The 14,802-nt window shown below is 73.0% G+C and carries 12 protein-coding genes; 8 read left to right on the top strand and 4 right to left on the bottom strand.

From position 1 onward, the window contains the following. Window positions 1-63: 63 nt before the first annotated feature. The 3 genes from ACYQ02_RS06090 to proC all read right to left on the bottom strand — a co-directional run bounded on the left by ACYQ02_RS06090 (window position 64) and on the right by proC (window position 2,122). A complete protein-coding gene (locus tag ACYQ02_RS06090) occupies window positions 64-807 on the bottom strand; it encodes a PaaI family thioesterase (protein ID WP_460039552.1) in 744 nt (247 codons plus the stop codon). Beyond that, window positions 804-1,124, bottom strand: coding sequence for a 4a-hydroxytetrahydrobiopterin dehydratase (locus tag ACYQ02_RS06085; RefSeq protein ID WP_460039551.1), 321 nt, complete (start codon window positions 1,122-1,124; stop codon window positions 804-806). Before ACYQ02_RS06085 ends, ACYQ02_RS06090 begins: the two co-directional genes overlap by 4 nt. Before the next feature lie 116 nt (window positions 1,125-1,240). Further along, complete coding sequence (gene proC / locus ACYQ02_RS06080; protein ID WP_460039550.1) at window positions 1,241-2,122, bottom strand: pyrroline-5-carboxylate reductase; 882 nt, start codon at window positions 2,120-2,122, stop codon at window positions 1,241-1,243. A 580-nt stretch (window positions 2,123-2,702) separates the two neighbouring features. Here proC and ACYQ02_RS06075 point away from each other — a divergent pair. From ACYQ02_RS06075 to erpA, 8 genes are all read left to right on the top strand, one after another. Beyond that, on the top strand, window positions 2,703-3,812 hold the full coding sequence (locus tag ACYQ02_RS06075) for an amino acid ABC transporter substrate-binding protein (protein WP_460039549.1): 1,110 nt from the start codon (window positions 2,703-2,705) through the stop codon (window positions 3,810-3,812). Between the two features lie 136 nt (window positions 3,813-3,948). Continuing rightward, window positions 3,949-5,127 (top strand): amino acid ABC transporter permease, encoded by a 1,179-nt coding sequence (locus ACYQ02_RS06070; RefSeq protein ID WP_460039548.1) that lies wholly within the window; start codon window positions 3,949-3,951, stop codon window positions 5,125-5,127. Beyond that, window positions 5,128-6,291: an amino acid ABC transporter permease gene (locus tag ACYQ02_RS06065; protein WP_460039547.1), complete on the top strand. Its 1,164-nt coding sequence runs from the start codon at window positions 5,128-5,130 to the stop codon at window positions 6,289-6,291. Between the two features lie 455 nt (window positions 6,292-6,746). Then, window positions 6,747-7,475: an amino acid ABC transporter ATP-binding protein gene (locus tag ACYQ02_RS06060; RefSeq protein WP_460039768.1), complete on the top strand. Its 729-nt coding sequence runs from the start codon at window positions 6,747-6,749 to the stop codon at window positions 7,473-7,475. A 199-nt stretch (window positions 7,476-7,674) separates the two neighbouring features. Beyond that, a complete protein-coding gene (locus ACYQ02_RS06055) occupies window positions 7,675-8,889 on the top strand; it encodes an NAD(P)/FAD-dependent oxidoreductase (RefSeq protein WP_460039546.1) in 1,215 nt (404 codons plus the stop codon). Window positions 8,890-9,279: 390 nt separating this feature from the next. Then, window positions 9,280-11,073: a 2-oxoacid:acceptor oxidoreductase subunit alpha gene (locus tag ACYQ02_RS06050; RefSeq protein WP_460039545.1), complete on the top strand. Its 1,794-nt coding sequence runs from the start codon at window positions 9,280-9,282 to the stop codon at window positions 11,071-11,073. After that, window positions 11,066-11,926 (top strand): 2-oxoacid:ferredoxin oxidoreductase subunit beta, encoded by an 861-nt coding sequence (locus ACYQ02_RS06045; protein ID WP_460039544.1) that lies wholly within the window; start codon window positions 11,066-11,068, stop codon window positions 11,924-11,926. The genes ACYQ02_RS06050 and ACYQ02_RS06045 overlap by 8 nt, the downstream gene beginning before the upstream one ends. Window positions 11,927-12,162: 236 nt before the next feature. Next, entirely contained in the window at window positions 12,163-12,537 is a 375-nt protein-coding gene (gene erpA, locus ACYQ02_RS06040; protein ID WP_460039543.1) for an iron-sulfur cluster insertion protein ErpA, read from the top strand. An 82-nt stretch (window positions 12,538-12,619) separates the two neighbouring features. Here the strand turns inward: erpA and cimA are convergent, their stop codons facing one another. After that, entirely contained in the window at window positions 12,620-14,578 is a 1,959-nt protein-coding gene (cimA, locus tag ACYQ02_RS06035; RefSeq protein WP_460039542.1) for a citramalate synthase, read from the bottom strand. Window positions 14,579-14,802: the final 224 nt, after the last annotated feature.

The raw sequence follows: 14,802 nt of genomic DNA, 5'->3' as shown, positions 1-14,802 counted from the left end.
TCCAGCGACAAGATGGGCGCCCCCCGGCCTGGGCCGGCGGTGGACACCCCCGCCGGCCCCGGTTCATGCCGGGCGGGCGCGCCCGCGAGCCGGTGGGCGGGCCTCCCCTTCCGGCGGGCGCCGGACCAGGACGTAGCTGCCCTGGGCCGTGGCCACGTGGCGCCCATCCGCATCGCGGACGTCGGCCTGGGCGAAGGCGATGCGCCCGCCGAGCCGCAGCACCCGCCCCTCGGCCACCAGGGTGCCGGCGGCGGGCTCGAGGAAGCGGATGGAGAGCTCGATGGTCCCGCCGATGCGATCGCCGGCGGGCAGCCGGGAGAGGATGGCGTTGCTCATGGCGCCATCCACCAGGGTGGCCAGCGCCCCGCCGTGGACATACCCGAAGCGGTTGCCGACCTCGGGGCGGGCGGGGAGCTCCAGCAACGCCCGCCCGCCGCCGGTCTGAAGCACCCGGATGCCCACGTGGCGCCGGAAGGGGATGGCGTCGTCGGGGTGGCCCGGACCGCCGCCGGCGCCGGCTCCGGCCGGCGCGCCCGCCGGGGCCGGGGCGCCTGGGGCGCCCGTCCCCGCGCCCGGGGCACCCATCCCCGTGGCCGGGGCGCCGGAGGCCGGTTCGTCCGTAGCGGAGTCCTGGATGCCGGCATGGGCGGCCGGGCCGGCCGAACCGGCCGCGGCCGGCGGCCGCTCCCGCCCGCCGCCGGGGGCCGGCTTCCCGTCGCCGCCCGGGCCGGGGCCCGGCCCCCCGGCGGCCGGTGGCGCGGGGGAGACCCGGTCCGGTTCTGGCGTCCCCCCATCCTGGCGCCTCATGGGGCCGCCGGTGCCTCCCCGGCTTCCCGCCAGCGGGCGGTGTGGCGGTCGATGGCCTCGGCCAGCTCGAAGTCCGGGGCGGTAAGTCCCCCGGCGCTGTGGGTCGTCAAGGTCAGGGTGACCTGGCGGTAACGGATGTCCACGTCCGGGTGGTGGTTCATCGCCTCGGCGAGACCGGCCACCGCGTTGACGAAGAACACCGCGTCGCGGAAGGTGGCCAGGCGATAGGTCCGCCGGATCGCCTCGCCCTGGCGCTCCCAGCCCTTGAGGGCCGCCAGGCGCTGCTGAATGGCCGGTTCGTCCAGACGCTGGGTCATGTCCGTGCCTCCCGGAAGCCGGCAAGGCGGTGCGATGGCCACCGCCGCTTTTCATGGTACAACATGGCGCCCGGGGATGGGGCGCCGCCCCGCCCCGCGCCCGGGGCCCCGGGGGTTCAGTCGCCTCCCAGGGCGGCGGCGGGCGTGGCGGCCGGGGACTGGGGGGCGGGGGTGCCGGCGATCAGGGCGGCCAGCTCCGCCGAGCGGGCGGCCGCCCGGCTCACGGCCCGGCGGACGGCCGCCGGCACGGCCATCTCCTCCAGCACCGCCAGGGCGGCCGCCGTGGTGCCGTTGGGCGAGGTCACCTGCCGGCGCAACTCCTCCGGCGGCAGGCCCGTCTCCCGCAGCATGCTGCCCGCGCCCACCACCGTCCCGACGGCCAGCTCCCGGGCCACCTCGGCGGGCAAGCCCAGGTCCTGGGCGGCCGCCAGCATGGCCTCGACCAGCAGGTAGACGTAGGCCGGTCCGCTGCCGCTCAGGGCGGTCACGGCGTCGAAGGCCTCTTCGCCCACCTCCACCGTGGCTCCCACCCGCTGGAAGAGGTCGCGCACCCGGTCGAAGGCCCGGCGGCTGCAGGCAGGCCCGGCACACAGGGCCGTCACCGACTGGCGGAGGCGGCTGGCGGTGTTGGGCATCGCCCGCACCAGGTCGGGGTGGCCCGGCAACCTTTGCGCCAGGTCCTGGAGCCGGATGCCTGCCGCCACCGAGACGACGGCGGCTCCCGCTTCCAGGTGGGGGGCCACCTGCTCCAGGGCGGTGGCCATGTCGGCGGGCTTGACGGCCATCACCACCACTTGCGCGCCGGCCAGCACGGCGGCCTTGTCCCGGTGGGTCCGGATCCCGTAGCGGCCGGCCAGTTCCGCCAGCCGCTGGTCGTTGCGCCGGTTCGTCACCGCCAGCGATTGGGGGTCCTGGCCGGCGGCGATCCAGCCGGCGATCAGGCATTCGGCCATCTTGCCGGCGCCGATCAGGGCCACCGGGGTGTCGCGTCCGGTCACGGGCGACCACCTCCTCGTCAGGATGAACGGGCTGCCGAAACGAAAACCCCCGCCCTGCAAGGGCGGGGGCACCGCGGTACCACCTTGCTTCACCGGACCGGCCCGCCCTGGCGGGCGGCAGAGCCGGTTCGGCCTCGGGGGTGGAGGATCCATCCACCCCTTGACCCGCGTAACGGGCGGGCGCCGGTGCGGTTCGGGTCCTCCGGGCGGCCATGGTCGGGGCGCCGCCATGGCACGCGCCGGGCCGGCCGGGACCGTTGCCGCACGGCTCGGGGGCGGGTCGGGGCGCGGGGCCGGGCCGGCCCTTCCAGCCGCCGGGGCCGGCTCTCTGTCCCAGCCGGGATCGCACCCCTTGATCCCGTCATCGCCGCATCGGGTGTGAGCTTTCACATATTTATACACGCCGGCCGCGTCCGATTCAAGGGATGCCGGGCCGACCCCTTTCAACATCCAGGGGCAGGGTTTGACCGGTTTCTGGCGAAACCAACAACCTGTTGCCGATTCCCGGCGCAAACGGGCCGCCGGCCCCGGCCGGCCCGTCGGTTTCCTCACCACACCACACCGTACCATTCTCCTGGGGGTGGTCTTTTTGTCGTTACGGCGTCTTCGGCTGGCCGCGGCCGCCCTGCTGGCCACGGTCGCCCTGGTCGCGTCGGCCTGTTCCAGCGGGGGGTCCCAGCCGGCGGGTTCGTCCGGCGGTGGAGGCGGCGACAGCGCCGGCGCCGGCGGGCAGGGCGGCCAGAGCCGGCTGCAGGTGGTGCTGGAACGCGGCAAGCTGATCTGCGGCGTCAACGGGCAGCTGCCGGGCTTCAGCTACCTCGATCCCAACGGGCAGATGACCGGCTTCGACGCCGACTTCTGCCGCGCCATCGCGGCGGCCCTGTTCGACGACCCCAACGCCGTGGAGTTCCGCCCGTTGAGCGCCCAGGAGCGGTTCACCGCCGTCCAGTCCGGGGAGGTCGACGTGCTGATCCGCAACACCACCTGGACCCTGGGGCGCGACACGGTCAACGGCATGGAGTTCTTGCCGACCACCTTCTACGACGGCGGCGGCGTCATGGTCCGCAAGGACCGCAACGTCCAGAGCCTGAAGGACCTGGACGGCGCCACCATCTGCGTCCTCAGCGGCACGACCAACGAGATGGTCCTGACCGACCGCATGCGGGCGCTGGGCGCCAGCTTCACGCCGAAGACCTTCGAGGACGCCGACCAGCTCTACGCCACCTATGAGTCCGGCGGCTGCGACGCCGTGACCAGCGACAAGTCCCAGCTGGCGGGCCGGCGTGCGGTCCTCTCCGACCCCGACAACCACGTGATCCTGGAGGAGATGCTGTCCAAGGAGCCCCTGGGGCCGGCGGTCAAGAACAACGACTCCACCTGGTTCGACGTGGTGAAGTGGATCATCTTCGCCACCATCCAGGCCGAGGAGTTCGGCATCACCTCCCAGAACGTCGACCAGTTCCTCAACAGCGACAACCCCGACATCCGGCGCTTCCTGGGCGTCGAGGGCGAGCTGGGCAAGGGCCTGGGCATCAGCAACGACTTCGCCTACCGGGTGATCAAGCACGTGGGCAACTACGGCGAGATCTACGACCGGAACCTGGGGCCCAATACGCCCTTCAAGCTGGAGCGGGGCCTGAACGAGCTCTGGACCAACGGCGGGCTGCTCTACTCGCCGCCCTTCCGTTGATCGGCGGGCGCGCCAGCGACGGGCGCGGGACGAACCGGCCCCCAGGGGCCGGCACGCCTGGGGCCCGCGGCGGGGACCGGCGGGGCCGCCGGTGCTCCGCCGCGGGCCTTCCAGGGATGTTGAAGGAGGGGGGTCTATGACGGCACGGCCCACCCGACCGGTGCGGGCCGGGGTGGGCGACATCCGCCTGCGGCGGCTGCTTCTCCAGCTGGCCGTGGTGGTCGTCGCCGTGGCGGTGGGAGTCTACCTGTTCGGCAACGTGCAGCGGAACCTGCAGCAACTGGGCATCACGCCGGGCTTTGACTTTCTGCGCCATCCCGCCTCTTTCGCCATCGGGGAGACCTCGATCCCGTACAAGGCGACGGACCCGTACGGCCGCGCCTTCCTGGCCGGCCTGGTCAACACCCTGCGGGTCGCGGTGCTCGGGGTGATCCTGGCCACCGTCCTGGGGGTGGTGGCGGGCCTGGCCCGGCTCTCGGCCAATGGGCTGGTGCGGCTGCTGGCGTCGCTGTACGTCGAGGTGGTCCGCAACACGCCGCTGCTGCTCCAGCTCTTCTTCTGGTACGGCGCCATCGTCTACACGATGCCGCCGGCCAGCCGGGCCCTGGCCCTGCCGGGGTCCGTGTTCCTGATGAACCGGGGGCTGGTGATGCCGGCACCCCGGCCGGGACCCGGGTTTCCCCTGGCGGCGGCCCTGGTTGGGCTGGCTCTGGTCGCGGCACTGGTGGCGTACCGGGTGCTGCTGCGGCGCCGGCTGGAGGAAGGCCGGGAGACGCGGCCGGGCCTGGTGGCCCTGGGCCTCGTCGTGGTGGGCGCCGCCCTGGCCGCCGCCGTCGCGCCGGGCCCGGTCCTGGTCCTGGACCGGCCCCAGCTGGCCCGGTTCAACTTCCAGGGAGGCCTTACCCTGTCGGCCGAGTTCACCGCCCTGCTGCTGGCCCTGGTCATCTACACCGGCGCCTTCATCGCCGAGGTGGTGCGGGGCGGCGTGCTGGCGGTGCCCCGGGGCCAGTGGGAGGCGGCCCGGGCCCTGGGGTTGTCCCCCGTCCTGGTCCAGCGGCTGGTGATCTTCCCCCAGGCGCTGCGGATCATCATCCCGCCGCTGACCAGCCAGTACCTCAACCTGATCAAGAACTCCAGCCTGGCCATGGCGGTGGCCTTCCCCGACCTGCTCAACGTCAGCAGCACCATCGTCAACCAGACGGGCCGCACCCTGGAGGTGCTGCTGCTGGTCGGGGGCACCTACCTGGCCTTCAGCCTGATCACGTCGCTGCTGATGAACCTCTACAACCGGTCCTTGCGGCGGGGGGTGGCGTGAATGGACGAACCGGTCACCGGCCCTGCCCTGCCCGGCCCCCAGCGGCCGTGGAGCGGTGGCGGGACCGGGGGGGCCGAGCCGGCGCCGGGACGGCCGGCGCCCGGCTCCTGGACGGATGCCCCGGTGCCCGCCCTTCCGCCCCAGGCCCCCTGGCCCCAGCGGCTGGCGGCGTGGCTGCGCCAGAACCTCCTCGCCACCTGGTACCACGGCTTGCTGACCCTGCTGGCCCTGGCCGTGGTGGTCCTGGCGGGGCGGGCCCTGGCGGAGTGGGCCTTCGGCCGGGCCCAGTGGGCCGTGGTCACCGACAACCTGCTGCTCTTGCTGGTGGGGGCCTATCCCCGGGATCAACTGTGGCGGGTGGTGGCCGCCGTGGCCTTGCTGGCCGTGCTGGTCCTGGCCAGCGGCCTGGCCTGGGTGGGGCCGGCCCGCTGGCGCCGGGCCCAGATGCCGGTGGTGGCGGCCTGGGTGGTCCTGGTGCCCGCGGCCATGGTCATGGTCCTCTCGGTGCCGCGCCAGGGCGGCACCGGCACCGGATACGGCCTGGTGCTGACCCTGGTCCTGGCGGTGGCGGGGATCACCCTGTCCTTCCCCCTGGGCGTGGCCCTGGCCCTGGGCCGGGTCAGCTCGCTGCCCGTCGTCCGGGCCCTGTCCATCGCCTACATCGAGCTGGTGCGGGGCACGCCGCTGATGGTCGTGCTGTTCTTCTCCATGACCGCCCTGCCCCTGTTCCTGCCGCCGGCGGTGCGGCCCGACCTGGTCACCCGGGCTGCCGCGGGCCTGGTCCTGTTCACCGCCGCCTACGTGGCGGAGGCCGTGCGGGGCGGGCTGCAGGGCGTGCCGCGGGGCCAGTGGGAGGCGGCCCAGGCCCTGGGCCTGACGGGCCGCCAGGCGGTGTTCCTGATCATCCTGCCCCAGGCCCTGCGGGCCGTGATCCCCGCCCTGGTGGGCCAGTTCATCAGCCTGTTCAAGGACACGTCCCTGGTGGCCGTCTGGGGCCTCTTGGAGTTCGTCGGCGTGGCCCAGAGCGTTCTGTCGAACCCGGCCTACCTGGGGCGGCACGTGGAGATCTACGCCTTCGTGGCGGCGGTGTACTGGGTCTTCTGTTACGGCATGTCCCTGGCCAGCCGGCGCCTGGAGCGCCGCCTCGGCGTCGGCGAGCGCTGAGGGAACTGCACCGATCCCCGGTGCCCCAGCGGGGACGCGCCCCGGGACGGCGGGGAGGGGAGCCGGCAGGCCGCGGGAAGGGAACGGGGCCTCCGGCCCGCCCTTACCGGGCCGTCCCACCGGCTGGCGAGGTGGCGAAGGGGCCGTGGCCGGCGCCCGGGCGCTGGTGCGGGCCTTCGTGGACCACGCAGCCCGGTCCGGCGCGGCCGTCCCACCGGGCCGGCCAGGCCGGCCCGGTGGTCCGGCAAGGCGGGCCCGCCCCGCAGCGGCCGGGCCGGGAGACCACGGGCCCACGCAGGGAATTTCCAAAGGAGGCGAGAGCCTTGACATCCCCCGTCACCCCGGGCGGCGAAGCCCCCGGCGCCGGCCTTCCCGCCGCGCCGGGCGGGCCGCGGCCGGCGGCGGCCGCGGCGCGGGCCGGTTCGTCCGACGCGGCGGCGGGTGCCGCCCAGCCCATGGTGATCTGCGAGGACGTGCACAAGTGGTTCGGGGCCGTCCACGTGCTCAAGGGCATCAGCCTGGCGGTGCAGCCGGGCGAGGTGGTGGTGATCATGGGGCCCTCGGGATCGGGCAAGTCGACCCTGATCCGCACCATCAACGCCCTGGAGCCCATCCAGCGCGGCCGCATCGTGGTCGACGGCATCGAGCTGGGGCCCGACCTGCACCGCATCGAGGCGGTGCGCCGGGAGGTGGGCATGGTCTTTCAGCAGTTCAACCTGTTCCCCCACCTGACGGCCCTGCAGAACGTGACCCTGGGGCCGGTGTGGGTGCGCAAGTGGCCCCGCCGCCGGGCGGAGGAACTGGCCCGGGAGCTGCTGGCCCGGGTCGGCCTGGCCGAGCACGCCCACAAGTACCCGGCCCAGCTCTCGGGGGGCCAGCAGCAGCGGGTCGCCATCGCCCGGGCCCTGGCCATGCAGCCCAAGGTCATGCTCTTCGACGAGCCCACCTCCGCCCTGGATCCGGAGATGATCAAGGAGGTCCTGGACGTCATGCGGGAGCTGGCGGCCTCGGGGATGACCATGCTGGTCGTCACCCACGAGGTGGGCTTCGCCCGGGAGGTGGCCGACCGCATCGTCTTCATTGACCAGGGGATGCTTCTGGAGGAAGCCCCGCCGGACCGGTTCTTCCGCGAGCCGGCCCACGAGCGGGCGCGGCGCTTCTTGTCCCAGATCCTGCACCCCTGAGGTCGCTTGGTGGCGGACGGGCGATTGGTTGCGCTGCCCACCGCAGACCAACATAATGGATGTGGTCTGCAAACCGGCGCGCCGGGTGAGGGAGCGCGGGACGAACCGGCCGGGCCGCCGGCCGGGCCTGCGGGGCCCGGGCGGCCGCCCCTTGGGGGCCGCCCCTGGCCGGCGCCGGGGGCGGCGAGGAGGAGCGTCGATGGCCGACTCGAAGCGTTACGTCATCGTTGGCAACGGCGTCGCCGGGACGACGGCGGCCGAAACCCTGAAGAAGCTGGAGCCCCAGAGCCAGGTCACCCTCCTGGCGGCCGAGCCCTACCCCCTCTACAACCGGGTCTCTTTGCCCCACTACCTCAAGGGCACGGTGTCCGAGGACAAGGTCTTCATGCGGTCCGTCGAGCAACACGCCCAGCGGGGCATCGACCTGCGGCTGGAGACCCGGGTGGTCGCCGTCCACCCCGACGAGCGGGTCGTGGTTACCGAGGCCGGCGAGACCTTCCCCTACGACCGGCTGCTGATCGCCACGGGCGGCCGGCCCCGGCCCCTGCCGGCGCCAGGCGCCGACACCCCCGGCGTCTACTACTTCCAGACCCTGGATGACACCCGGCAGATGGTGGAGCGGTTCGCCACCGCCCGGCGGGCCGTGGTGGTGGGGGGAAGCTTCATCGCCTACGAGCTTGCCGAGGGGTTCCGCCGGCGGGGCCTGGAGGTGGTGTGGCTGATCCGCGGGCCCCGCTGGCTGCGGCGCATCCTGGACGAGGACGGCGGCCGCCTGGTCGACCTGTTGGCCAGGGACCACGGCATCGAGATCCTCTACGGGGAGGAGGTCGCCGAGGTCCATGCCGCCCAGGGCACCGTGCGGGCCGTCACCACCACCGGTGGCCACCGCATCGAGGCGGACATGGTCGGGTGCGGCCTGGGCCTGGACTTCTACACCGAGCTCCTGGAGGGGACGGGGGTGGAGGTCCAGGGCGGCGTGGTGACCGACGAGTTCCTCCAGACCAACGTTCCCGGGATCTACGCCGCCGGTGACGTGGCGCGGTTCTTCGACGTGTTCATCGGCCGCCACAACCAGATGGGCACCTGGAACAACGCCATGACCCACGGCCGGGTGGTGGGCGCCAACATGGCCGGCGCCAACCGGCCCTACCGGGAGGTCCCCGTGTACTCCAGCGGCCTCTTCGACTCGAAGATCACCGCCATCGGCGCGACCCCCGAGAACCACCCCGGGGTGGAGGCCGTCTCCCACGTGGACTGGGACAACCGCCAGTACCAGCGCCTGTTCTTCCTGGACGGCCGGCTGGTGGGCGCGGTGCTGATCGGCGACCTGCGGGCCCGCAAGAAGATCGTCGACATGATCACCCAGCGGGAGACGGTGGAGGATCCGAACCGCCTGATCCTGTCGCTGACCTGAGCCCCGCGGACCCGAGCCCCGGCACCCACGCCAAAACCTTCGCGGCCCCCGGCCGATGGCCGGGGGCCGCTACGTTTCTACCCCGGACCCAAGGCGGCGCGCCGGGCCGGCTGCAAGGATCCAGGGGCGGTCCTTGCGCCGGGCGCGCCGTCCTGCAAGCCCAAGGCGTTCATCTTGCACTCTGCCCGCATCCTGCCGGGCCGCCGGGCGCCCCGGCCGCCCCAGTTGATGGAACAAAATGGTTCTTCCGGATGGAGGCTCGATCCGCCAGCGGCACGTTCGCGCCGGTGAACGGTCGCCGGCCGGGGGTGAAATGCATGGCAGCGGCAGGATCCCTTAGAATCGTCGCCAACTGGTGGTATGATGAGGGTAGGCAAAGGGGTGAGGGCTGTGGCCAAGGAGTTGCACGATCCTGCAACGGGGGCTCCCAGGACCTTGACCGGGGAGTTCAACTGGAAGGTGGGCGGCCAGCAGGGCGAGGGGATCGACAGCACCGGTGAGATCGTCTCCCAGACCCTGAACCGCCTGGGGTATTACGTCTACCAGTACCGCCACTTCATGTCCTTGATCAAGGGCGGTCACACCAACTACAAGGTGCGGGCCGCCGACCACCTGATCCGGCACCATGGCGACGAGCTGCACATCCTGATCGCCTTCGACCAGAAGACCATCGACCACAACCTCCACGAGCTGGTGCGGGACGGCGTCGTCGTCCACGACGACACCTTCAAGGCCCGCATTCCCGAAGGCCGGCAGGTGCGGGTCTACGGGGTGCCCCTCAGCCGGATCGCCCGGGAACTGGGCAACCCGATCATGAAGAACATGGTCGCCGTGGGCGTCACCGCCGCCCTGGTGGGCCTTCCCGTCGAGGACTTCCGGCCGACCATCGAGGCCCGCTTCGGCGACAAGGGCGACCAGGTGGTCGAGCTCAACATGGAGGCCCTGCGCCGGGGCTTCGAGTACGGGGCCCGGGAGATCGGCCAGGTGGCCACCCTGCCGCGGCGGCCTGAGGTCCGGCGCCGCCTGTTCATCTCGGGCAACGAGGCCATCGCCTTCGGCGCCCTGGCGGCGGGGTGCCGCTTCCTGGCGGCCTACCCCATCACGCCGGCCACCGAGATCATGTACTGGTTCCTCAAGAACTTCCCCAAGTACGGCGGCGTGGTCGTCCAGGCGGAGGACGAGATCGCCGCGGTCAACATGGCCATCGGCGCCAACTACGCCGGCGTGCGGGCGATGACCTCCACCTCCGGGCCCGGCATCTCCCTGATGCAGGAGGCCGTGGGCCTGGCCGGGATGTCGGAGACGCCCCTGGTCATCGTCGACGTCATGCGGGGCGGCCCGTCCACGGGCCTGCCGACCAAGACGGAGCAGAGTGACCTGAACGAGCTGATCTTCGGCACCCACGGCGAGATCCCGCGCATCGTCCTGACCCCGGCCACGGTGGAGGACTGCTTCTACCAGGCCATCGAGGCCTTCAACCTGGCCGAGCGCTACCAGTGCCCGGTGTACCTGGTGAGCGACCTGTCCCTGGGCATGTCCCGCCAGTCCATCGACGGGCTCGATTACAGCCGGGTGCAGATCGACCGCGGGGCCTTGATCACCCAGGAGGAGCTCGACGCCATGGAGCGCGGTGCCTACAAGCGCTACCTGGTGACCGAGTCGGGCATCTCCCCCCGCAGCCTGCCCGGCATGCGCAACGGCCGCTACGTGGCCCTGGGCAACGAGCACGACGAGGCGGGCACGGAGGAGATCGAGGACACCGCCACCCGCGAGATCCAGATGAAGAAGCGCATGCGCAAGCTGGACGACCTGGATCTGAGCGCGTACGTCGACTACTACGGGGACGAACCGGCGGGGCAGGTCGACCTGCTGCTGGTCGGCTGGGGCTCGACCATCGGCCGCATCCAGGAGGCCGCCCAGCGGCTGGAGGCCGACGGCTACAAGGTGGGCCACCTGCACCTGCGGGCCCTCTACCCGTTCCCCAGGGCGAAGGTGCGCCCCTACCTGGAGGCGGCGCCGCGGGTGCTGGTGGTGGAGAACAACTACACCGGCCAGCTGGCCGGATTCCTCGCCCGGGAAGTGGGCTTCCACGAGAAGCTCCAGAGCTGCACCAAGTACGACGGCGATCCCTTCCTGGCCAGCGAGATCTACTCCCGGGCGCGCGAGGTGTTGCTCCATGGCTAAGGTGGCGGACTTCCGGGCGGCCCGGCCCACGTGGTGCCCGGGCTGCGGCGACTTCGGCGTGCTCAACGCCCTGACCCGGGCGGTGACGGACCTGGGGCTAGAGCCGGAAGACGTGGTGGTCGTCTCGGGCATTGGCTGCTCGGGCAAGATCTCCCAGTACTTTGGCGGCTACGGCTTCCACGGCATCCACGGCCGCTCGCTGCCCATCGCCCAGGGCGTCAAGCTGGCCAACCGCGACCTGACGGTGATCGCCGCCGGCGGCGACGGTGACGGCTACGGCATTGGCCTCAGCCACGTGATCCACGCCATCCGGCGGAACGTGGACCTGACCTACATCGTCATGGACAACCACATCTACGGGCTGACCACCGGCCAGCTGGCGCCCACCAGCGACAAGGGCATGAAGACGAAGACCTCGCCCTACGGCTCGGTGGAGGAGCCGGTGCGGCCCCTGGAGCTGGCCCTGGCCCAGGGCTGCGGCTTCGTCGCCCAGGCCTTCTCGGGCGAGATCAACCACATGGCCGAGGTCTTCAAGAAGGCGATCCAGCACAAGGGCTTCTCGCTGGTCAACGTCTTCAGCCCCTGCGTGACCTTCAACAAGCTGAACACCTACGACTACTTCAAGGCGCGGCTGATCAACCTGGACGAGGACCCGGACTATGACCGGCACGACCGGGCGGCCGCCATGCGCAAGGTCATGGAGACCGGCGGCATGGTGATCGGCGTCGTCTACGAGACCGACAAGCCGACCTATGAGGAGCAGCTGCCCGGCTTCCCGGAGGAGGGCCTGGCCCACCAGCCCCTGGCCCTGGACCCGGCGGAGCTGGAGGCGCTGGAGGCCCAGTTCGCCTGAGCCCGTGTACGGGACGAACGCGGCACCGGGGCAGGGGCGCCCGCGGCGCGGGCGCCCCTGCCCCGTCACCTTGGTGGCGCGCCGGGCCGTGCCGGCGGCCGGATCCCGGCCCCCGCGGCCGCGGCCGGCGGGCCGCGCCCGGCGGGCCGCGCCTATCCAGTGGCCTCAAACCGGCGCCGGGTCCGGCCCAGCCGCCTTGTGCTATGTTGGAGAAGGAGCCGGCAGGAGGTGAGACGATGATCACCTTGACACCGGAGGCGGTGGCCAAGGTCAAGGAGCTCTTGGCCGAGCGCCAGCGGGACGACCTGGCGCTGCGGGTCTTCGTCCAGCCGGGCGGCTGCAGCGGCTTCAACTACGGGTTGGCCCTGGACTCCAGCCTGAACGACGACGACAGCGTGATCGAGCAGGACGGGGTGCGCGTGGTGCTCGACGCCATGAGCGCCCGGTTCCTCAAGGGCGCCCGCATCGACTACGTGGAATCCCTCTCGGGCTCGGGCTTCGCCATCCACAACCCCAACGCCATCCACACCTGCGGCTGCGGCCAGTCCTTCCGCACCCGGGAGGACGCCGGCCAGCCGGCCTCCTGCGACGAGGCGGGCGCCACCCTCTGAGGCGGCGCCCGCCATCGTGTTTGGACATTTGGACAGGGGCATCGCTGACAGACCCTCGCCGGTCCGGCGCGGCCCGCTGCCGCTAGCGGCCGCCGGCCGTCCCGGTGGCGGGCCGGGCGGCACCGGGGCCGCCCACGGCGGCCGGACCGGGGTGCGGCCGCGGGCCGGCCGGGGCCGGTTCGTCCCGTCCCGGGCGGGTGCTAGAGCCCAGGCCCAGCAGGTGGTAGCGCAGGCCGTCGACCAGCGCCTGGCAGGAGGCGTCCAGGATGTTCGTCGAGACGCCCACCGTGCCCCAGCGCCCCAAGCCGTCGGTGCACTCCACCAGCACCCTCACCCGGGCTCCCGTCCCGGCATCGCCCTCCAGCACCCGGACCTTGTAGTCCACCAGGCGCACCCGGGCCAGGCCGGGGAAGACCTCCACCAGCGCCTTGCGCAGGGCCGCATCCAGGGCGTTGACCGGCCCGTTGCCCTCCGCCGCCGTGTGGACCACCCGGCGGCCCACCCGCACCTTGACCGTGGCCTCGACCCGCGAGCCGGCGGCGGGGTCGTGGATGGCCGTCACCCGGTAGGCTTCGAGGACGAAGGGCGCTGCCGTGGTGGAATCCCCGCCGCCCTTTGCCCCGTCGCCCGGTCGCTCGCCGTCGCCGCGGCCCCGGCCGTCGCCGTCACCGGGACGCTCGCCAGGGTCGCCGTCGCCGCGGCCCCGGTCACCGCCGTCACCGGTGTCCTGGCCATCGCCGCCGCCCCCGCCGTGGCCCGCGGCCCGGCGCGCCTCCCAGGCCAGGAGGGCCAGGGTGCCCTCGGCGCCTTCGAACTGGTAGCCCTGGTGCTCCAGCTCCTTGATGCGCTCCAGCAGGCGGGCGAGGGCCGGTTCGTCCAGGTCGGGGCCCAGGGCGTAGCGCAGGTTGGCCCGGCCGCTGAGCTCGGAGACCAGCACCCGGCGCTGGTTGCCCACCCGGGCGGGGTCCACGTGCTCGTACAGGGCCGGCTCCTTGAGCAGGGCCGAGACGTGGATGCCCGCCTTGTGGGCGAAGGCGTTGGCACCCACGTAGGGCGCCTCCTCCCGGTGGGGCAGGTTGGCCAGCTCGCTGGTGGACCGGCTCAGGGCGGTGAGCCCGGCCAGGGCGCCGGGGGGCAGGCACCGCCGCCCCAGCTTCAGCTCCAGGTTGGCGGCGATGGTGAGCAGGTTCGCGTTGCCGCAGCGCTCCCCGTAACCGTTGACCGTCCCCTGCACCATGCGGCAGCCGGCGGTGACGGCGGCCAGGGAGTTGGCGACGCCCAGGCCGGCGTCGTCGTGGCAGTGGATGCCCAGCGGCACCTCCACGGCCGCGGCGGCGGCCCTCACGGCGGCCGCCACCGCCTCGGGCAGGGAGCCGCCGTTGGTGTCGCAGAGGACGATCCAGCGGGCGCCGCCTTCGGCCGCGGCGGCCAGGACGGCCAGGGCGTAGTCGGGGTTGGCGGCGTAGCCGTCGAAGAAGTGCTCGGCGTCGAAGATCACCTCGCGGCCGTGGGCGGCCAGGTACGCCACCGTCTCCCGGACCATGGCCAGGTTCTCGGCCAGGGTCGTCCCCAGGGCGACGGTGACGTGGCGGTCCCAGGCCTTCCCCACCACGCACACGGCCGGCGTCCCGGCCGCCAGGGCCGCCGCCAGGGCAGGGTCGCGCCGGACGGAAAGCCCCGGCCGGCGGGTGCTGGTGAAGGCGACCAGCCGCGCCCGCTCCAGGGGCTCGGCGGCCAGCGCCTGGAAGAAGGCGGCGTCCTTGGGATTCGACCCGGGCCAGCCGCCCTCGATGTAGGGGATGCCGAAGGCGTCCAGGCGGCGGGCCAGCCGCACCTTGTCGGCCAGGGTCAGGTGGATGCCCGCCCGCTGGGTCCCGTCGCGGAGGGTGGTGTCGTAGAGCACCACGTCAAGGGATTCGGTCCCGGACCCCGGCCGGCCAGGATCGTCTGCGGGGCCGCCCGAGGGCCGGGGGGATCGGCCTCCGTCCAGGGCGGATGCGCCGGTAACGGGCGAGCGGGGGAAGACGGCATCGTCGCCCATGGGGATCACCTCCTGGGGGGTCTGGATGCAAAGAGCCCCCGTCCCGAGGGACGGGGGCTCGTCGTGGTTGCCTTCCGCGGTACCACCCTCCTTGGCCGGCGCCTGCGGCTCCCGCGCCCGGGCTGGGGGTCGCGGGGCGCAGCGAAAGCGCCGGCCCACTCGGCCGGGCACGGCCCGACGGCGTGGCGGCGGGCGGCGCGTGCTGGAACGCGGCGGCCCGAGGG

Source organism: Thermaerobacter litoralis (assembly GCF_054654595.1).
Note: the sequence above shows the minus strand (reverse complement) of the source record. Positions and strands in the feature narration are given on the sequence as shown.

Coding starts and splice junctions, on each gene's coding strand:
- ACYQ02_RS06090 (WP_460039552.1), bottom strand. CDS start 807: ATGAGGCGCCAGGATGGGGGGACGCCAGAACCGGACCGGGTCTCCCCC.
- ACYQ02_RS06055 (WP_460039546.1), top strand. CDS start 7,675: ATGGCCGACTCGAAGCGTTACGTCATCGTTGGCAACGGCGTCGCCGGG.
- ACYQ02_RS06085 (WP_460039551.1), bottom strand. CDS start 1,124: ATGACCCAGCGTCTGGACGAACCGGCCATTCAGCAGCGCCTGGCGGCC.
- ACYQ02_RS06060 (WP_460039768.1), top strand. CDS start 6,747: ATGGTGATCTGCGAGGACGTGCACAAGTGGTTCGGGGCCGTCCACGTG.
- ACYQ02_RS06065 (WP_460039547.1), top strand. CDS start 5,128: ATGGACGAACCGGTCACCGGCCCTGCCCTGCCCGGCCCCCAGCGGCCG.
- erpA (WP_460039543.1), top strand. CDS start 12,163: ATGATCACCTTGACACCGGAGGCGGTGGCCAAGGTCAAGGAGCTCTTG.
- cimA (WP_460039542.1), bottom strand. CDS start 14,578: ATGGGCGACGATGCCGTCTTCCCCCGCTCGCCCGTTACCGGCGCATCC.
- ACYQ02_RS06070 (WP_460039548.1), top strand. CDS start 3,949: ATGACGGCACGGCCCACCCGACCGGTGCGGGCCGGGGTGGGCGACATC.
- ACYQ02_RS06045 (WP_460039544.1), top strand. CDS start 11,066: ATGGCTAAGGTGGCGGACTTCCGGGCGGCCCGGCCCACGTGGTGCCCG.